The following is a 16510-nucleotide window of genomic DNA, read 5'->3' on the forward strand; positions in this document are numbered from 1 at the left end:
AATATGAAAAAAATACTTTTCTTACTTGTATTGATTCCTTGTTTTGCTTTTGCTCAAAACACCTTTGAGCAGGCCGAGTCTTATTACAAAAAAGAACAATTCAGCAAAGCAAAACCATTATTCAAACAGTATTTAAAACAACATCCTAATCATAAAAAAACACGTGAGTATCTAGGAGATATTGCTAGCTATGCTAAGGATTGGGATACCGCTATTGATTACTACGAAGCTTTGGTAGAAGAGAATGAAAAAAGCGCAAATTATCATTTTAAGTATGGTGGGGCAATGGGGATGAAAGCGCTAGAAATAAGTAAAATAAGAGCGCTAACGTATATTGATGATATTAAAGAGCATTTTGAGATCGCAGCACGATTAGACCCTAACCATATAGAGGTGCGTTGGGCACTGGTAGAGTTTTATATTCAACTACCCGGGATTATTGGAGGTAGTGAAAAGAAAGCAATGAGTTATGCTAATGAATTATTGCAAATTTCACCGGTAGATGGTTTTTTGGCAAATGGATATATTGCAGAATATAACGATCGTCCTGAGGAGGCAGAAAGCTACTACAAAAGGGCGATAGAAGTAGGTGGGTCACCCCATACCTATGAAAAGCTTACAAACCTTTACGAGAAAAATAATAAACCAAAAGAAGCAATAGAGACAGCATCTATCTCTCTACAAAAGCATAAACGTAATAGTTTAAACTATCAAATTGGTAAAATTGCTGCACAGTATGATTTGAGTCCGCAGTTGGGAATTGCTTGTTTACAGGCTTACATAAAAAATCATTCAGTGCGAGATGGTGTTCCAAAAGATTGGGCTTATTATCGATTGGCACAGATTTATAAAAACTTAGGAAATAAAGATGATGCTTTAAGCTGGATTAATAAAGCACTCTCTAGTCGGTCAGATTTTGAGGAAGCTCAAGAAGAAAAGCAGCAAATTCTTGCTATGTAAGCAACTTTTTAATAATCTCTTTTTCTGAATTTATAATTCTGAAATCTTAGCAGTATCTTTACAAAAAACTCGTTATGCGCGTACATTTTATAGCTATAGGCGGTAGTGCCATGCACAATCTGGCTTTGGCACTTCATGAAAAAGGATATCAAGTAACCGGTAGTGACGATGAGATATTTGATCCCTCAAAAAGTAGGCTTGAAGCCAAAGGATTATTGCCGGTAGAATATGGCTGGTTTCCTGAAAAAATCACTTCAGAAATTGATGCTGTCATCCTAGGTATGCACGCAAAAGAAGATAATACTGAATTAAAAAAAGCTGAATCATTAGGACTAAAAATTTATTCTTACCCCGAGTTTTTATACGAACAATCAAAACATAAAACACGTGTTGTCATTGGAGGTTCACACGGAAAAACCACAATTACCTCCATGATTTTACACGTGATGCACTACCATAATAAAGAAGTTGATTATATGGTTGGGGCGCAACTAGAGGGTTTTGATACTATGGTTCACCTTACAGAAGAAAACGACTTTATCGTTTTGGAAGGTGACGAATATCTATCGTCTCCTATAGATCGTAGGCCAAAATTTCACCTGTATAAACCTAATATTGCTCTGTTAAGTGGTATCGCTTGGGATCATATCAATGTATTTCCTACCTATGAAAATTATGTTGAGCAGTTTAAAATATTTTTAAACGAGATTACAGACGGCGGAGCCATTATTTATAATGAAGAAGATGCTGAAGTAAAACAAATCGTTGAGGCAACTCAAAACCCTATAAAAAAATATCCATACAAAACCCCTGCACATACTGTTGAAGATGGTGAAACACTCTTAGAAACATCAGAAGGCCCTATGCCTATTGAAATCTTTGGAAAACATAACTTAAGTAATCTAGAAGGTGCTCGATGGATTTGCCAGTTAATGGGCATAGATGCAGATGATTTTTATGAAGCTATTGCTACCTTTAAAGGAGCTAGCAAGCGATTAGAAAAAATTGCTGAAACAAAAACAGCATTGGCTTTTAAAGATTATGCACATTCACCAAGCAAAGTAAAGGCAACTACTCAAGCTGTAAAAAATCAATATCCAGAAAAAAAACTATTGGCGTGCCTAGAATTGCACACATATAGCAGCTTAAACCCTGAATTTTTAACCCAATATAAAGGAGCGCTTGATGCAGCAGATGTAGCTGCAGTGTTTTACTCTCCTCACGCAGTAATGATTAAACAACTGGCAGAAGTAAAAGCCGAACAAATTGAAGAAGCTTTTCAGCGTGATGATTTAATTATATTTACCAATCCTGCAGATTTCAAAACCTTCTTATATTCTGAAGATTATCAAAACACCGTTCTATTATTAATGAGTAGTGGTAATTATGGAGGGTTAGACTTTGACGAGGTAACAGCGTACTTAGAATAAATTAGTTTCTATAAATAGAGTTTATAAATTCTGAAAGAGATCTTTCGGTTTTGGCTTTAAGAGCACTTCTAGTGTTTTCTTGATCAGCTTTACTTTTATCTTGTGATAATTTAAACTTACCTTCCCACTTGGTAATTTCAATTTCAAAAGTTTGAATATAATTTACAAAGCGATCCATTTTAGGATTATCTTTTTGTAATACAAAACGCTGTTCGCTTCCTTCCAAAAACTTTGTCATAGCAATCATACTGTTTTTTGCTATTTCAGCATCATTAATTAAATGAATTTTCCCTGTGATATGAACGGCGATATAATTCCATGTAGGGAGTTGGTCTTTAGATTCATAAATAGATGGTGAAATATAACAATCGGGACCTTTAAAAATTACTGTAGCTTCGGTTCCTTCCTGTAAGGTGTTATACTGCGGATTGTTTTTGTCAATATGAGCAACTAGTGTTTTAGTTTCGGTGTTATAAATAAAAGGAATGTGCGTTATAAGTGGCTTGTTGTCATAAACTGTCACTAGCATACCTAACGGAAATTTTTGTATTACAGAAATCAATTTTTTTCTGTCTAGCTCTTGATAGTGAGGCGAAGGATACATAGTTTATTTTGAGTTGATATGATGTCTATGAATTGAATTGCTTTAAATGGTGGTCTAAGTGTTTATATTGCATTTGCCCCCATTGTTGGCTGGTAAATGTCCCAAAAATAGGATGTTTAGGCCAATTGTGTTGCTCTCCTTTTGCTTTAAGCTCATCGATTAATAGTACAAGGCTATTTTTTTCTTTATCAAAGTCTTTCTGTTCACTTACAATAAATTCTTTTGCGGTAGGTAAGTTTTGTTTCCATGGTTTATCATTATACAAGGTTGATTTAAAACTTTTGATGAGCAACCTCATAAAAATGTTGGGCTTTTTTACCGTTGTTTTTTTGTAATGCAATTTCAATAGTTTTTTGGCAATGATGCATCATTTGAGCTGCATTCATTTTGCCCCATTTAGGTGTTTGATGTGCGTTTACCTGTTCAATGCGCTGTTTAATTTCTGAATAGGTGTCTTGAGAAAATATAGATTTCATACACTTGAAATTTTCAGTTTAAAGATACATTATTATCTTTAAAGGATTAACCGTATTGCTTGAAAGAAAACACAACATCTTTTTCTATAAAAAACTGGAGTGAAGACGATCGTCCTCGTGAAAAATTACTTCAGAAAGGACGTACAGCCTTAAGTGATGCCGAATTGATTGCAATTTTAATTGGTTCAGGAAGCAGAGAGGAGAGTGCCGTATCGTTAAGTCAACGTATACTAGCTTCTGCTGAAAATAATTTGAATCAATTAGGGAAGCTCTCAATTAAAGATTTAATGCAGTTTAAAGGAATAGGTGAAGCTAAAGCAGTTACCATAGCAGCTGCCTTAGAACTAGGAAGAAGACGAAGAGCCGGTGAAGCTTTACAGCGTAAAAGAATCACTTCTAGTCAATCTGTTTTTGAGTTAATGCAGCCTATTATTGGTGAGTTGCCTCATGAAGAATTTTGGATTGTTTATTTAAACAATTCAAACAAAGTTTTACAAACTTCACAACTGAGTAAAGGTGGTATTACCGGGACATTGGTTGATGTGCGTTTGGCTTTTAAAAATGCATTACAACTGGGTGCTGTAGCTGTAATTCTTGCTCATAACCATCCTTCTGGAACGTTAAAACCCAGTCAGCCAGATATTAAGATTACACAAAAACTTAAAACTGCGGGAGAAAGTCTAGATATTAAAGTGCTAGACCACCTTATAATAACTGAAAAAGCTTACTTTAGCTTTGCTGATGAATCTATGATGTAATTTTATATGCTTTTAATTTACACGCAAAAAATCACTCCCAGAATAACGTATATATTTAAACACATTTGTATGCGAATTTTAGGGATTGAAGTTAGTTTTACCTCAGTAATTGAAGAGTTAATTGCTCACAATGGTCCCAAATTATCTTACGGAAAACAACCTATGGGAAATGAGCTTTTTCTTCAAAGTCATGGCTTATTAACAGAGCAAGGTGTTGAGAGTATAGATATAAGTGTAAAGCAATGGCAAGAGACTATTGGTTTTTTTCCGGTTTCAGAAAAAAGTGCGTTACCTTTTGATATTTTTTCGGCAGGTTTCTATCTGCTAAGCCGTTATGAAGAATATTTGCCTCACGTAAAAGACGAGCGTGGCAGGTATCCGGTTTCAGAAAGTTTGGGATATAAAGAAAAATTTTTACAAGAGCCTGTTGTCGATATTTGGGCTTATAAGTTTAAGCAAGTATTGCAAAAACACTTTCCCGATATTGATTTTCCCAATAAAAAAATGCAGATTCACCCCGTGATAAAAGCTGTAGAACCTTTTGCTTATCAACAGAAAGGTATTTTTAGGTCTTTTATTGGTTATACAAGTGATTTTTTAAAATTTAAAATACGACAACTTACACGCAGAACGCAAGTTATATTAGGTTTTAGAAGAGATCCACATAATACATTCAAATGGATTATTAACCGTGCAAAACGAAGTAAAAACAAACTGTCTGTTTTCTTTTTACTTGGCGAAGCTGCTACTTTTAAGGAGAGTTTAAATACACATAGGCAAAAGTTTAAAATGCTTATTAAGTATGTAAATGATTATAAAGAGGTAGGGTTGCTTTTTTCATATAGTTCATTACATGAATATGAAATTCTTAAAACTGAAAAAAAACGCCTTGAAGAAATAACCAATAGAAGTCTGTTAAGCTCAATGGGATCTCATTACTTAGTAAACCTGCCAGATTTTTATAGACATCTTGTAGAACTTGAAATAAAAAAAGATTTTACCATGGTGTATAAAAATGATATTGGTTTTAGAGCCGGAACCTGCACACCTTTCTTGTTTTATGATCTTGATTATGAAATTAAAACACCATTGGTTGTACATCCGTTGGCTATGACAACTGCAGCTTTTAACGATAAAAGCGAAATGGAGGTTAACAAAATTATTGAATCTATGATGTATTCTGTGCATAAGGTAAATGGTACCTTTTCTATAATATTTAGCAACACAGATTTTTCACCAAATACCAGTAAAGTTTGGAAAAAGGTATTTTCAGAAAAAATGTTTCAGAATGATTAAACTTACCGATGTCTTTTTTGATCTAGATCATACGCTTTGGGATTTTGATAAAAACTCTTCATTAGCATTTGAGCGAGTATTTAAAACCCATAATATTAAACTCAATATTAAAGATTTTCTAGAGGTGTATGAACCCATCAACCTTGAATATTGGAGGCTTTTTAGAAGCGATACAGTTACCAAGCAAGAATTACGCAGAGGAAGGCTAATAGATGCATTTAAAACGTTTAAGGTTTCATATTCTATTACTGAAATTGATGCTATGGCTGCATCATATATTGATGAATTGCCGGTAGATAACTATCTTTTTAATGACGCACTTGATATATTACAGTACCTTTCAAAAAAGTATACACTTCATATCATTACAAATGGTTTTCACGAAGTACAGCATCTTAAACTGAAAAATAGTGGTATTGAGTCGTTTTTTAAAACAGTAACCACTTCAGAAGAAGTAGGGTTAAAGAAACCCAATCCAATTATTTTTGAAACAGCTCTTGAAAAAGCTCTGGTAACACCAGAAAAAAGCATGATGATAGGTGACTCTTTTGAAGCTGATATTCTAGGAGCCAAAGCCATAGGTATGCAAACACTTTTTTATAATTACAGAAAAATTGAAACACCTGAAAATCAAATGGTTGTTAAAAACCTTGTAGAAATTAAAAAATATATTTAATAAAATAATTTATCTTTAAAAACGTTAGTTACTAAAATCCCCCAATGAAAAAAACAAACCTATATGTACCAGCACTCTTGGTGTTGGTGTTCACGTTTTTTACCGCTTGCGTAAGGGACACAGACTTTGATCAAGCAGAAGACATAACTCTCACTCCCGTTGTTGAGCTAGATTTAATTTACTTCAATCTTGAAGCAAATGATTTTTTTGATTCTAGCACATCAAATCCTAGATTAACGGTAACAGATACTACAGAACTCCCTTTTTTAGATGATGGTTTTGTGCAAGATGATTTAAGAAAGGCAGACTTTCTATTTAAGTTTACCAATAGTATTCCCAGAAATTTTGATGTTAATTTTCAATTTTTAAATCCTGAAAATGTAGAAACCTATAGCACACAAACCAGTATAGCACCAGGCAGTACAAATAATCCGCAACCAACAGATTTTACAGAAACCGTAGAAGGGCAGGAACTTATTGATTTAACTCAAGCATCAAAAGTTGTGGTTTCAGTAACCATTGAGTCGTCAAATGAAAACCTTGAAGGCGAACTTAATTTGAAATCAAAAACCACGTACCATCTGGAACTATAACTACCTATGAAAAAGTTTATATTTTGTCTTTTGGCCTTATGGGCAACAGAGTTACTTTCGCAAAATAAGCAAGTTTTATATGGTCTAGAAGAAGTACCACAAAGCTTATTACTTAACCCCGGAGGTAACGTTTCTCAAAAGTATCATTTCGGGATTCCCTTTCTATCTCAAATTCATATTAATGGAGGAGCTTCCGGAGTTTCTGCTTTTGATATCTTCGGAAATTCAAACACAGATATTAATACCCGAATTAGAAATAAAATCTTTGAAATGGACGACAAAGATTTCTTTACAGTCAATCAGCAACTTACTATTATAGATTTTGGTTGGCGAAATAAGAAAGATATTTATTTTTCAGGAGGAATGTATCAAGAGCTTGATTTTATTACCTATTTTCCTAGAGATCTTGCTATTCTAGCTTGGGAAGGAAATCAGCAGTACTTAGATTATGATTTTGACTTGGGTGAGCTAAGCTTGACCGGAGAGATGTTAACTGTTTTTCATTTTGGAGCAAACAAAAAAGTAAATGACAATTTAACTTTGGGCGTACGCGCAAAGATATATTCTAGTTTAATACACTTTCAAAGTATTAACAATACCGGAACTTTTACAACAACCGAATCTACCAATGGTATAAACATCTACGAGCACATATTGAGAGATATTGACGTATCGGTACAAACGTCGGGATACGCTTCATTACGAGATGCAGATGGTAGCTCTGAAGTAGTAAGTGACATCCTTGGCAGAACATTTTTTGGCGGTAATTTGGGATTAGGCTTTGATTTTGGTGCAACTTATGATATTGGTAGAAATTGGACCGTAAGTGGAAGTGTTTTAGATCTTGGAGCTGTTTTTCATACGAAAGACGTCGAAAACTATGAGTCAAAAGGAGATTACACCATAAACGGAATTGAATTAATATTTCCTCCCTTAGCAGAAGGAGAACCGACCATTCCTTATTTTTCAAATCTAGAAGATGATTTTGAAAGAGAAGTAGGAGTAGATACTGTAAACACAAGCTATACACAATGGAGACCTTTAAAAGTAAATGGAGCTGTTGAGTATCGTTTTGGTAGAGGCATGGGTGATGCTTGTGATTGCTACAATATGGGAGGTGCAATAAAAACAGGTCAATCTATCGGGTTGCAAATGTTTAGTGTGTTTAGGCCAAAGGGACCACAAGTAGCAGGAACCCTTTTTTACTACCGTAGGTTATGGGATTTTCTGGCAGCAAAAGCAACTTACACGGTTGATCCTTATTCATATTCAAATGTGGGTCTAGGGATGGTTGCAGATGTAGGTAAGTTTAATTTTTATCTTGCTGCAGATAATCTCTTGCGATATGGAAATATCGCTAAAGCAAAAAGCGTATCTTTACAGCTAGGCTTCAATATAAAAATTGACGAACCATGAGAAAAAGCATTTTAATCTTATTTTTACTAGCAAGCATTTCAACATTTGCTCAAAAAACACTTAGTGATTACAGTTACGTAATTGTACCAGATCAATTTGAATTTCTTGAAGGAAAAGATAAGTATCAACTCAATTCACTCACAAAATATTTGTTTAACAAATATGGTTTTCATGCATTTTTAAATTCTGAAGCTCCCAATGCAAAACGTTGTGAAGGTTTGTATGCTGATATCACAGAAGAAAACACAATTTTTAGAACCAAATTAAAAGTAGTACTTAAAGATTGCAATGGCGATATCGTTTACACGGGTAACGAAGGAAATAGCAGGTTTAAAGAATTCAGAAAAGCATATCAAGATGCAACTCGAAAAGCTTTTGAAAGCATAAGTCATTTAAACGTAAATCAAAAAGAAGTTAGCTTGCTAGAAGAGAATGTAAAGGAAGAAAACGTTACCAATAATGTCTCGCAAAGTAATTCAACAACCAAACCTGCCCCTTCAAAAACAACTAGTGTAGCTGAAAATGCAGCATTAGCCAATTTGCCAAAAGCTAAGTTTTTAAATTACAAAAAAGATAATACATCGTTTTTACTTCGGAAAACTAACTCGGGATATTCATTGTATGAAGAGTTTGCAGCTTCAGACACCGGTTTGGTATTAAAAGGAACCATTTCAGTTACTAAAAATGAAGTGATTTTTACTAATGAAAATGGCAAAAAAATGGATGCATATTTTGATGAAAATCAAAATCTTTCCCTTTTTGAAGGAGAGCAAGTGATGGTTTACACTTTGATGCAGTAAATCAAAAATTATATTTGTCTTTCCACAGTGATTTAAGGTAGTTTTTTAGACTCTCTTCCCGTTTGTTATTTCCGGGTTTATAAAAAGTGGTGTTTTTAATTTCATCGGGTAAAAATTCGTGCCTTACAAAGTTACCTTCATAATTATGAGCATATTGATAATCTTTGCCGTATCCTAGCTCTTTCATTAGCTTAGTAGGAGCATTGCGTATTGATAGCGGCACCGACAAATCACCCGTTTGTTTAACAAGTTGCTGTGCCTTATTTATAGCTTCATATGAAGCGTTACTCTTTGCTGAAGTAGCCAAATACAGGGTGCATTGACTTAAAATAAGACGCGCCTCAGGATACCCAATAGTTGTAACTGCCTGAAAGGTGTTATTTGCCATAACTAGGGCAGTGGGGTTTGCCAGTCCAATATCTTCTGAAGCCAGAATAACCAATCTACGAGCTATAAACTTAAGATCTTCGCCACCTTCAATCATTCTTGCCAACCAGTACACAGCCGCATTGGGATCACTACCCCGAATACTTTTAATAAAAGCCGAAATAATATCATAATGTTGTTCTCCGGTCTTATCATATAAAACTGTGTTTTTCTGAACTTTCTTCTGAACCATTTCATTGGTTACTATTACTTTTTCTGAATTTTCAGAAGTAATAATAAGCTCTAGAATATTTAGTAATTTTCTTCCATCACCACCAGATAACCTTATTAAGGCTTCAGTTTCTTTTAATTCAATTTTTTTCTTCTGTAATACTTCATCTTTTTCAATCGCCCGTTTCATTAAGGCTTCTAGATCTTCTCGGCTGAACGGTTTTAAAACATATACTTGACACCGTGACAATAGGGCAGGGATAACTTCAAAACTCGGGTTTTCAGTTGTTGCGCCAATTAATGTAACCCATCCTTTTTCAACGGCTCCTAATAGAGAATCTTGTTGTGATTTGCTAAAACGGTGGATTTCATCAATAAATAATATGGGGTTTTTTGCCGAAAAAAGTGAATCGCTCTTTTTTGCTTTATTTATTATTTCTCGTACAGCTGCCACGCCACTATCTACTGCGCTGAGGGTGTAAAAAGGCCTATCAGATTGATTGGCAATAATAGAAGCTAAGGTAGTTTTACCAATTCCTGGAGGTCCCCATAATATTATTGAAGACAAAACACCAGAAGATAATTGAGTAGTTAAAGAACCGTTTGGCCCTACAAGGTGCTGTTGACTTATATATTCTTCAAGAGTTTTGGGACGTATTCGTTCAGCTAAAGGTGTATTCATACTGCAAAATTACAATTTTAAAAACCGCCTTGCACTGACAAATTATCATTAATTTAAAAAGAGGATTACTTTTTGTTATCTTCAAATTACCATGACAAAAAAAGCAGGTGTATCTTTTTATTCAGGAATCATTTATGGTCCTTTACTATTTGTGCTGAGTATATGGGTAGTATATTGGGTAGAAATACGTTTTGGGTTACGATTTACTAGCTTTGGCATATATCCGCAAAAAATTGAAGGATTAAGAGGAATTCTTTTAAGTCCTTTTATTCACGGAGGGCTGCAACATCTATTTAATAATTCTGTGCCATTATTTGTACTGAGCGCTGCATTGTTTTATTTCTATAGAAATGTTAAATGGAAATTATTGCTTACCGGTCTTTTATTAACAGGTTTACTTACGTGGATTATTGGTAGGCCGTCTTATCACATTGGGGCTAGTGGTATTGTTTATTTACTTGCTTCTTTTTTGTTTTTCAGAGGTATTTTTTCAAAACAATATCAATTAACAGCCTTGTCTTTAACGGTTGTTTTTCTTTACGGTAGTTTATTGTGGTATGTATTTCCTATTGATGCGACTATATCTTGGGAAGGTCATTTATCTGGTTTTTTAGTTGGCTTTGTTTTTTCATTCTTTTTTAAAGAAAATACAATTCCTACGAAAAAATATGAATGGCAACGCGAAGACTATAACCCAGAAGAAGATGAATTTTTAAAGCATTTTGATGAACATGGTAATTTTATAGAATCAATACCTGATACAGATTCTATTGAAGAAGAGAAAACAAACGCTTCTAGAATAGTGTATCATTTTAAAAAGATTAAAAAAGAGAAACCGAGTGATTAAAGGTTACGCTGCCTAACGACCTCATATAAAAAAGCCCCACAAGCTACAGAAACGTTAAGTGAATTAATTTCCCCGTGTAATGGTAATGAAGCTTGTGCATCAACAAGTTTTAATACCGAGGCTGAAACACCCTTTCCTTCAGAACCCATTATTAATGCCAGTGGCTCATTAAGTGATGTATCATATATTGATGAATTGGTTTTCTCTGTTGCTGCAATAGTTTTTATACCTGACCCTTGTAGGTAAAAGATGGCATCTTTAATATGATCTACTTTGCAAATAGGTATTTTAAATATTGCCCCTGCTGAAGTTTTTACGGTGTCTCCAGAAACTGGTGCTCCTCCTTTTTTTTGTATGATAATTGCATCAACGCCAGTACATTCAGCAGTTCTAATAATAGCGCCAAAATTGCGCACATCACTTATTTGATCAAGCACTAAAAATAATGGAGTTTTTGTTGAACTTAGAGTTTTTTCAACTATATCTTCAAGACTTACGAATGAAATAGGGGAGGTTACAGCCACAACTCCTTGATGATTACCATTTGTTAGTCTGTTTAATTTTTCAACAGGAACATGGTTTATAGTAACGTTAAGTTGCTCTAATTTTTCTACTATAGTTGCAATTTTATCGTTTTCAGAATCCTTTTGAATGTAGACTTTGTCAATCTCTGTTTCAGACTTTATCGCTTCTAGTACTGGATATATTCCGAAGATGTTATTTTTTTTGCTCATAAAGCAAATGTAAATAATAAAGGCTATACAATTTGTATAGCCTTTATCAAATATTTGATTATAACCTAAATTTAGTAACCAGGATTCTGGTCTGCTTGACTAATTAAAGCATTTCGGTTAATTTCGTCTTGAGGTATAGGCCACAATAATTGACGGTTAGTAAAAGTAATACCTTTGCTGCTTATTACTTGTTGAGCTAAGCCAAGTCTTTTAACTGTTTCCCATCTGTCAATTTCACCATAAAATTCTACACGTCTCTCTTGAGCGATTACAGAAGCAACATTTGATGCGTTAAATGCTCCAATAGGACCTAGTCCTGCTCTTTCTCTTATTAAGTTTAAGTACGTTGCTGCTTCAGGACTATTTCTCCTTGCTAATACTTCAGCGTACATAAATAATACATCTTCATATCTATAAATATATGGGAAGAACGAAGTATTTGAACGGAACTTATTAATAAATGATGTGGTAGGATCATCTGGGTTACTAATTAACTCTAATCTGCTGTCGTTAGGCTCAAAGGCGTTAACTAAAGATTGAGAAGGAGATACTTCTCTTCTTCCAGAAGATGTAAAGAATAATTGTAAATCACCACCATCAGCTGCGTTTAAGTTTAATCTCATAATTGCTGTTGAATTTTCAAGAGCATTAAGATCAAAAACTTCAGCATACGTTTCTGTTAAACTATAATCACCAATAAGAGGTGTTAATGTGTTTTCTACTGCAGTGTAATTTTCTTGAAACAAATAAGCTTCAGCTTTCATTACTTGAACAGCGTCATTGGTGAATTGCGTTACAGGGTTATTAGGGTTTAACTTTCCTTCAGCTAATTGTATTTCACTTAAAATGTAAGCATATACATCAGCTTCAGAAGATCTAGGTGTATCATTTGCAGCATCTCCGTCTAGAGGATAAGTTAGTTCAGTAATTGGTAAACCACCAAAGATTTTAACTAACTGTAAATATCCGTAAGCTCTCATAGCATGACATTCAGCAATGATTTGACTCTGAAGTTCAGGATCAATTTCAGTCTCAGGATCCAACTCTTGAGTTAATCTCATTACTTCAGTACCAGTGTTTATTAAATCATAGTGTTGATTAAATAATCTAGATACATTGATGTTATTTGCTTGAAAATTATTTACTAAAGCCTCGTCTAACGTAGGGAAAGAACCAGGGTGAAGTAAATCATCTGAATAAAGACCTTGCATCATTCTTGGATAAGCACCGGTAACATAAGCACCTGTTGCGTCACCTTGCATGTCATTATAACCGTCAAGCATTGCACTTAGGGCAGACTCTCCATCAAAAATAAAGTTGTCAGTTCCTAATGCAGAAGGATCTTTTAAATTTAATTGATCTTCACAGCTAATAAAACCGTGAGCGACAATTGTTATTATAAATAGAACTATTAATTTTTTCATGATTTTTTATTTAAAATGATAAGTTTACACCAAGTTTCCATACTTTGCTGTTTCCTTGTGTAAGGAAATCAGTTCCTTGAGAAGCATTTGTGTTACCAAATGTATTAACCTCAGGGTCAACACCTGAATAATCTGTAATTAGTGCTAAGTTGTCACCAGATACATATACTCTTACTTTATCAAAACCTTTAATTTCTGGTAAAGTATATCCTAAAGTTACATTTCTCAACTTAATATAAGAACCGTCTTCAACAAATCTAGTTGATTCTTGGTTGTTGTATGTTGCTGTTTGTTGGTTTGGTCGAGGAATATTAGTGTCTGTGTTGTTTGGTGTCCACCAGTCTAACTGGTTTTTGAACTTACCAAAAGCTGGGTTACCAGATATTCCTGCAAACGAAAGGTTATTGTTAAACAAGTCGTTTCCTTCAGAAAGGTTCCATAAGAAGCTTAAGTCAAAATTCTTATAACGGACGTTTCCAGACCAGTTAATAGTGTAATCTGCAAATGGATCACCACCGTTAATTCTATCATCATCGTTTATGATACCATCACCGTTTTGGTCAATATACTTTACGTCACCAGGGGCAACACCTTGATCTTGTAATTCTTGAGGAATTTCACTAAGATTTTGATAAAGACCATCAGCTTCAAGTACATAGAAGAAACCTAATGGTTCTCCTTCGTCAACACGGCTTACAAAACCTAAGTCAAGAGGAGCTGTTTCTCCAAGAGCATCTTTTGGTAAGAAAGTTACTTCGTTATCTAATGTACTTAAGTTAAAGTTATTGGTCCATGAAAAATCTTCTGTGTCAAAAACAGTAATTCCTAAGTCAATTTCGTGACCTTTATTCTCAACAGCTGCTAAGTTTTGTACTGCATTTCTAGCTCCCTGACTTGGTGCAGTTGGGTCATTAAACACTAATGAGTTGTCATAGGTTCTTTTTACGTAGTAAGAATAGTTTAATGTAATTCTACTGTCAAAGAAACGTGCGTTAAATCCACCGTCAAATTGCTCTGTTTCTTCCCATCTAGCAGTTGCAGAACCGATAGTTAAAAATGATGTTACAACATCTGCATATTGACCTTGCGCTGCTACTGGAGCATTGTATCTTCCAAATGGACTATCATTACCTGTAATACCATAAGATCCACGCAGTTTTAAATAATTAACAATATTGTTCTCAAACCACCCTTCGTTAGATACTGTATAGGCAATAGCAGCTCCTGGGAAATAAGCAGTTCTAAATGACTTGTCAAACTTAGAGTTATCATCACGTCTTATCGATCCTTCTAGAATTAACTTGTCCCATAATGTGAAACCAAGTGTACTAATTAAAGCAGTTCGACGCTCTTCAGAAAAAGAAGATGCTGTTGTAATAGGAGTTAAACCTTGGCTTACATATGTTAAGTCACTATTTGCAAAACCTTCTGAAATAGCAGCTACAAACCTTGTAGTTCTTCTTTCATATTCCCCACCTAAGTAAAGTCTCATTTTTACATCACCCCAAGTGTTGTTATAATTCATAGATGGTCTTACTAACCAAATTCTATTTGTAGTGTGTCTCTCATCAGAGATACCAGGGTTTTCAGCATCAGCAATTCCAAAGTTACCTTGTGCAGTTTCTTTAGGATTGTAAATACGTTGTCTAAATTCTGATTGGTCTAAACCAAATTTAACGTTGGCAGATAAATTATCTGTTACGTTATAATTTAACGCACCGTTTCCAATTACACGGAAAGTTCTACCTCTACCAAAATCAGAAATCGCATTTTGAAGTGGATTTGAAAATGTAAACTGAGTGTAAGGAGTAAACTCACCATTTTCATCTCTTAAGTCTAAACCAGGTCTTTCTAATATACCTGTTGATAAAACACCAAAAATGTTGTTATCATTTACAATAATGTTTTGAACCTCATCAGTTATACCTACACCACCATCAAAGGTTAAATCATCTGTAATTTCTTGAGTTACGTTCAATCGAACATTCTTTCTTTCGAAATCTTGAGTAAGTATAGTACCATCTTGCTTAAATCTAGATGCACTTAAGTAAAATTTAGTCTTTTCAGATCCACCACTCACAGAAACGTTGTTTTCAATTACAACTGCATCATCAACATATAATGCATCTAGGTATGAGTCACCAACATCTGCTTGTGAACGATAAAATGCTTCTAATACTTGGTTTGAAGCACCTAAAAGTTCTGGCATGTCTGCATCACTTGCAGAGAAACTACCTGACTCAGCTCCAGAGTTTTGAGCATATGTATCACGGTATTTTAACCACTCACCATAGTTCATTTTTTCATATTCATTGATTGCGTTTTGAAAACCTACACTATTGTTAATGTTAATTTTCAATTTACCCTCACGCCCTTTCTTAGTAATGATTTCAACAACACCATTAGAACCTCTTTGTCCATAAATAGCTGTTGCAGCTGCATCTTTTAAGATTTGAATAGACTCAATATCAGCTGGGTTTAAGTTTGAAAGAGCACTGTTTTGCTGCCCTCCAAAACTATTTGATACTGTAACACCAGAGAACATTGGTATACCATCAATAACAAAAAGTGGGTTACTGTTACCATTAATCGTAGATGAACCACGAATACGGATAGAAACTTCACCACCTGGTGCTCCAGAAAGAGTTTTAATTTGTGTTCCAGAAGTAGTACCTTGAAGTGCACTTGCTACGTTTGAAGAGGTAATCCCTTGAACTGTTTCAATGTCTGGACTAGAAACACTAGTAGCTAAATCTCTTTGCGAAACGTTCCCTCCATAAGTAGTTATAACTACTTCATCTAATTGAGATCCTGCTTTCATTGTTACATTTATAGAATTAGAAGCGCCAACAGCTATCTCTTGAGTTTCAAATCCTACATAACTAAAAGTTAATGTCTGTCCTACAGATGCTGAAATTGAATAATTTCCATCAAAATCAGATTGTGTACCTGTATTTGTACCTTTAACTATAATGTTAACCCCAGGTAAAGGTAGTCCTGAATTATCAGTAACATTACCAGAGATTGTTTTTTGTTGTGCAAACGAAAGTTGCACTACTAACGCCAGTAAAAGCGTTAAAAATCCACTAAACTTTGTTTTCATTTTTATTATTTATTTGAATTAGCCAAAGCCAAAAATCATAATAAAAAGTTAATTACACAACTTTTTGCCTTAAAATTTAACTCAAATTGATTTTAAATTTAAAGTATGGTAAGG

Annotated in this window: 16 protein-coding genes; 9 read left to right on the top strand and 7 right to left on the bottom strand. The window is 34.3% G+C overall.

Annotated elements, in window-relative coordinates; all coding sequences use genetic code 11:
• Nucleotides 1–3: 3 nt before the first annotated feature.
• The gene (locus INR76_RS07075; RefSeq protein ID WP_223107213.1) at nt 4–960 is read left to right on the top strand and encodes a lipopolysaccharide assembly protein LapB; all 957 of its coding nucleotides are present in this window, start codon (nt 4–6) and stop codon (nt 958–960) included.
• A gap of 74 nt (nt 961–1034) precedes the next feature.
• Entirely contained in the window at nt 1035–2390 is a 1356-nt protein-coding gene (murC, locus tag INR76_RS07080; protein WP_223107214.1) for a UDP-N-acetylmuramate--L-alanine ligase, read from the top strand.
• Nucleotide 2391: 1 nt separating this feature from the next.
• Here the strand turns inward: murC and INR76_RS07085 are convergent, their stop codons facing one another.
• The 3 genes from INR76_RS07085 to INR76_RS07095 are packed head-to-tail and all read right to left on the bottom strand — an operon-like array spanning nt 2392 to nt 3470.
• Nucleotides 2392–2994 carry an FMN-binding negative transcriptional regulator gene (locus INR76_RS07085; RefSeq protein ID WP_223107215.1) on the bottom strand — a complete coding sequence of 201 codons (603 nt, stop codon included), beginning with the start codon at nt 2992–2994 and terminating at the stop codon, nt 2392–2394.
• Between the two features lie 25 nt (nt 2995–3019).
• Nucleotides 3020–3292 (bottom strand): DUF1569 domain-containing protein, encoded by a 273-nt coding sequence (locus tag INR76_RS07090; RefSeq protein ID WP_223107216.1) that lies wholly within the window; start codon nt 3290–3292, stop codon nt 3020–3022.
• Nucleotides 3267–3470 carry a hypothetical protein gene (locus INR76_RS07095; RefSeq protein WP_223107217.1) on the bottom strand — a complete coding sequence of 68 codons (204 nt, stop codon included), beginning with the start codon at nt 3468–3470 and terminating at the stop codon, nt 3267–3269. Before INR76_RS07095 ends, INR76_RS07090 begins: the two co-directional genes overlap by 26 nt.
• 59 nt (nt 3471–3529) lie before the next feature.
• On the opposite strand from INR76_RS07095, the gene radC reads away from it, so the two are divergent.
• From radC to INR76_RS07125, 6 genes are all read left to right on the top strand, one after another.
• A complete protein-coding gene (gene radC, locus INR76_RS07100; RefSeq protein ID WP_223107218.1) occupies nt 3530–4228 on the top strand; it encodes a DNA repair protein RadC in 699 nt (232 codons plus the stop codon).
• A 69-nt stretch (nt 4229–4297) separates the two neighbouring features.
• Nucleotides 4298–5524, top strand: coding sequence for a polysaccharide deacetylase family protein (locus INR76_RS07105; RefSeq protein WP_255592525.1), 1227 nt, complete (start codon nt 4298–4300; stop codon nt 5522–5524).
• Nucleotides 5517–6200 (top strand): YjjG family noncanonical pyrimidine nucleotidase, encoded by a 684-nt coding sequence (locus INR76_RS07110; RefSeq protein ID WP_223107220.1) that lies wholly within the window; start codon nt 5517–5519, stop codon nt 6198–6200. Before INR76_RS07105 ends, INR76_RS07110 begins: the two co-directional genes overlap by 8 nt.
• A 44-nt stretch (nt 6201–6244) precedes the next feature.
• Entirely contained in the window at nt 6245–6793 is a 549-nt protein-coding gene (locus INR76_RS07115) for a hypothetical protein (protein ID WP_223107221.1), read from the top strand.
• A 6-nt stretch (nt 6794–6799) separates the two neighbouring features.
• Nucleotides 6800–8209 carry a DUF5723 family protein gene (locus INR76_RS07120; protein WP_223107222.1) on the top strand — a complete coding sequence of 470 codons (1410 nt, stop codon included), beginning with the start codon at nt 6800–6802 and terminating at the stop codon, nt 8207–8209.
• On the top strand, nt 8206–9009 hold the full coding sequence (locus INR76_RS07125) for a hypothetical protein (RefSeq protein WP_223107223.1): 804 nt from the start codon (nt 8206–8208) through the stop codon (nt 9007–9009). Before INR76_RS07120 ends, INR76_RS07125 begins: the two co-directional genes overlap by 4 nt.
• 1 nt (nt 9010) lies before the next feature.
• Here the strand turns inward: INR76_RS07125 and INR76_RS07130 are convergent, their stop codons facing one another.
• Entirely contained in the window at nt 9011–10288 is a 1278-nt protein-coding gene (locus tag INR76_RS07130) for a replication-associated recombination protein A (RefSeq protein ID WP_223107224.1), read from the bottom strand.
• A 91-nt stretch (nt 10289–10379) separates the two neighbouring features.
• On the opposite strand from INR76_RS07130, the gene INR76_RS07135 reads away from it, so the two are divergent.
• Nucleotides 10380–11135, top strand: coding sequence for a rhomboid family intramembrane serine protease (locus tag INR76_RS07135; RefSeq protein WP_223107225.1), 756 nt, complete (start codon nt 10380–10382; stop codon nt 11133–11135).
• Here the strand turns inward: INR76_RS07135 and rlmB are convergent.
• From rlmB to INR76_RS07150, 3 genes are all read right to left on the bottom strand, one after another.
• A complete protein-coding gene (gene rlmB, locus INR76_RS07140) occupies nt 11132–11869 on the bottom strand; it encodes a 23S rRNA (guanosine(2251)-2'-O)-methyltransferase RlmB (RefSeq protein WP_223107226.1) in 738 nt (245 codons plus the stop codon). The two genes, INR76_RS07135 and rlmB, sit on opposite strands and share 4 nt — an antisense overlap.
• 71 nt (nt 11870–11940) lie before the next feature.
• Nucleotides 11941–13293, bottom strand: a complete 1353-nt coding sequence (locus tag INR76_RS07145; RefSeq protein ID WP_223107227.1) for a RagB/SusD family nutrient uptake outer membrane protein — start codon at nt 13291–13293, stop codon at nt 11941–11943.
• Between the two features lie 10 nt (nt 13294–13303).
• On the bottom strand, nt 13304–16396 hold the full coding sequence (locus tag INR76_RS07150) for a SusC/RagA family TonB-linked outer membrane protein (protein WP_223107228.1): 3093 nt from the start codon (nt 16394–16396) through the stop codon (nt 13304–13306).
• Between the last annotated feature and the right edge of the window lie 114 nt (nt 16397–16510).

Source organism: Marixanthomonas sp. SCSIO 43207 (assembly GCF_019904255.1).
Lineage (GTDB): Bacteria > Bacteroidota > Bacteroidia > Flavobacteriales > Flavobacteriaceae > Marixanthomonas.

What these genes read in the sequence shown, in the direction of transcription:
- rlmB (WP_223107226.1), bottom strand. Translation starts at nt 11,869, where the DNA reads ATGAGCAAAAAAAATAACATCTTCGGAATATATCCAGTACTAGAAGCG.
- INR76_RS07085 (WP_223107215.1), bottom strand. Translation starts at nt 2,994, where the DNA reads ATGTATCCTTCGCCTCACTATCAAGAGCTAGACAGAAAAAAATTGATT.
- INR76_RS07130 (WP_223107224.1), bottom strand. Translation starts at nt 10,288, where the DNA reads ATGAATACACCTTTAGCTGAACGAATACGTCCCAAAACTCTTGAAGAA.
- INR76_RS07075 (WP_223107213.1), top strand. Translation starts at nt 4, where the DNA reads ATGAAAAAAATACTTTTCTTACTTGTATTGATTCCTTGTTTTGCTTTT.
- INR76_RS07120 (WP_223107222.1), top strand. Translation starts at nt 6,800, where the DNA reads ATGAAAAAGTTTATATTTTGTCTTTTGGCCTTATGGGCAACAGAGTTA.
- INR76_RS07110 (WP_223107220.1), top strand. Translation starts at nt 5,517, where the DNA reads ATGATTAAACTTACCGATGTCTTTTTTGATCTAGATCATACGCTTTGG.
- INR76_RS07090 (WP_223107216.1), bottom strand. Translation starts at nt 3,292, where the DNA reads ATGAGGTTGCTCATCAAAAGTTTTAAATCAACCTTGTATAATGATAAA.
- INR76_RS07105 (WP_255592525.1), top strand. Translation starts at nt 4,298, where the DNA reads ATGCGAATTTTAGGGATTGAAGTTAGTTTTACCTCAGTAATTGAAGAG.
- INR76_RS07095 (WP_223107217.1), bottom strand. Translation starts at nt 3,470, where the DNA reads ATGAAATCTATATTTTCTCAAGACACCTATTCAGAAATTAAACAGCGC.
- INR76_RS07145 (WP_223107227.1), bottom strand. Translation starts at nt 13,293, where the DNA reads ATGAAAAAATTAATAGTTCTATTTATAATAACAATTGTCGCTCACGGT.
- murC (WP_223107214.1), top strand. Translation starts at nt 1,035, where the DNA reads ATGCGCGTACATTTTATAGCTATAGGCGGTAGTGCCATGCACAATCTG.
- INR76_RS07115 (WP_223107221.1), top strand. Translation starts at nt 6,245, where the DNA reads ATGAAAAAAACAAACCTATATGTACCAGCACTCTTGGTGTTGGTGTTC.
- INR76_RS07135 (WP_223107225.1), top strand. Translation starts at nt 10,380, where the DNA reads ATGACAAAAAAAGCAGGTGTATCTTTTTATTCAGGAATCATTTATGGT.
- INR76_RS07125 (WP_223107223.1), top strand. Translation starts at nt 8,206, where the DNA reads ATGAGAAAAAGCATTTTAATCTTATTTTTACTAGCAAGCATTTCAACA.
- INR76_RS07150 (WP_223107228.1), bottom strand. Translation starts at nt 16,396, where the DNA reads ATGAAAACAAAGTTTAGTGGATTTTTAACGCTTTTACTGGCGTTAGTA.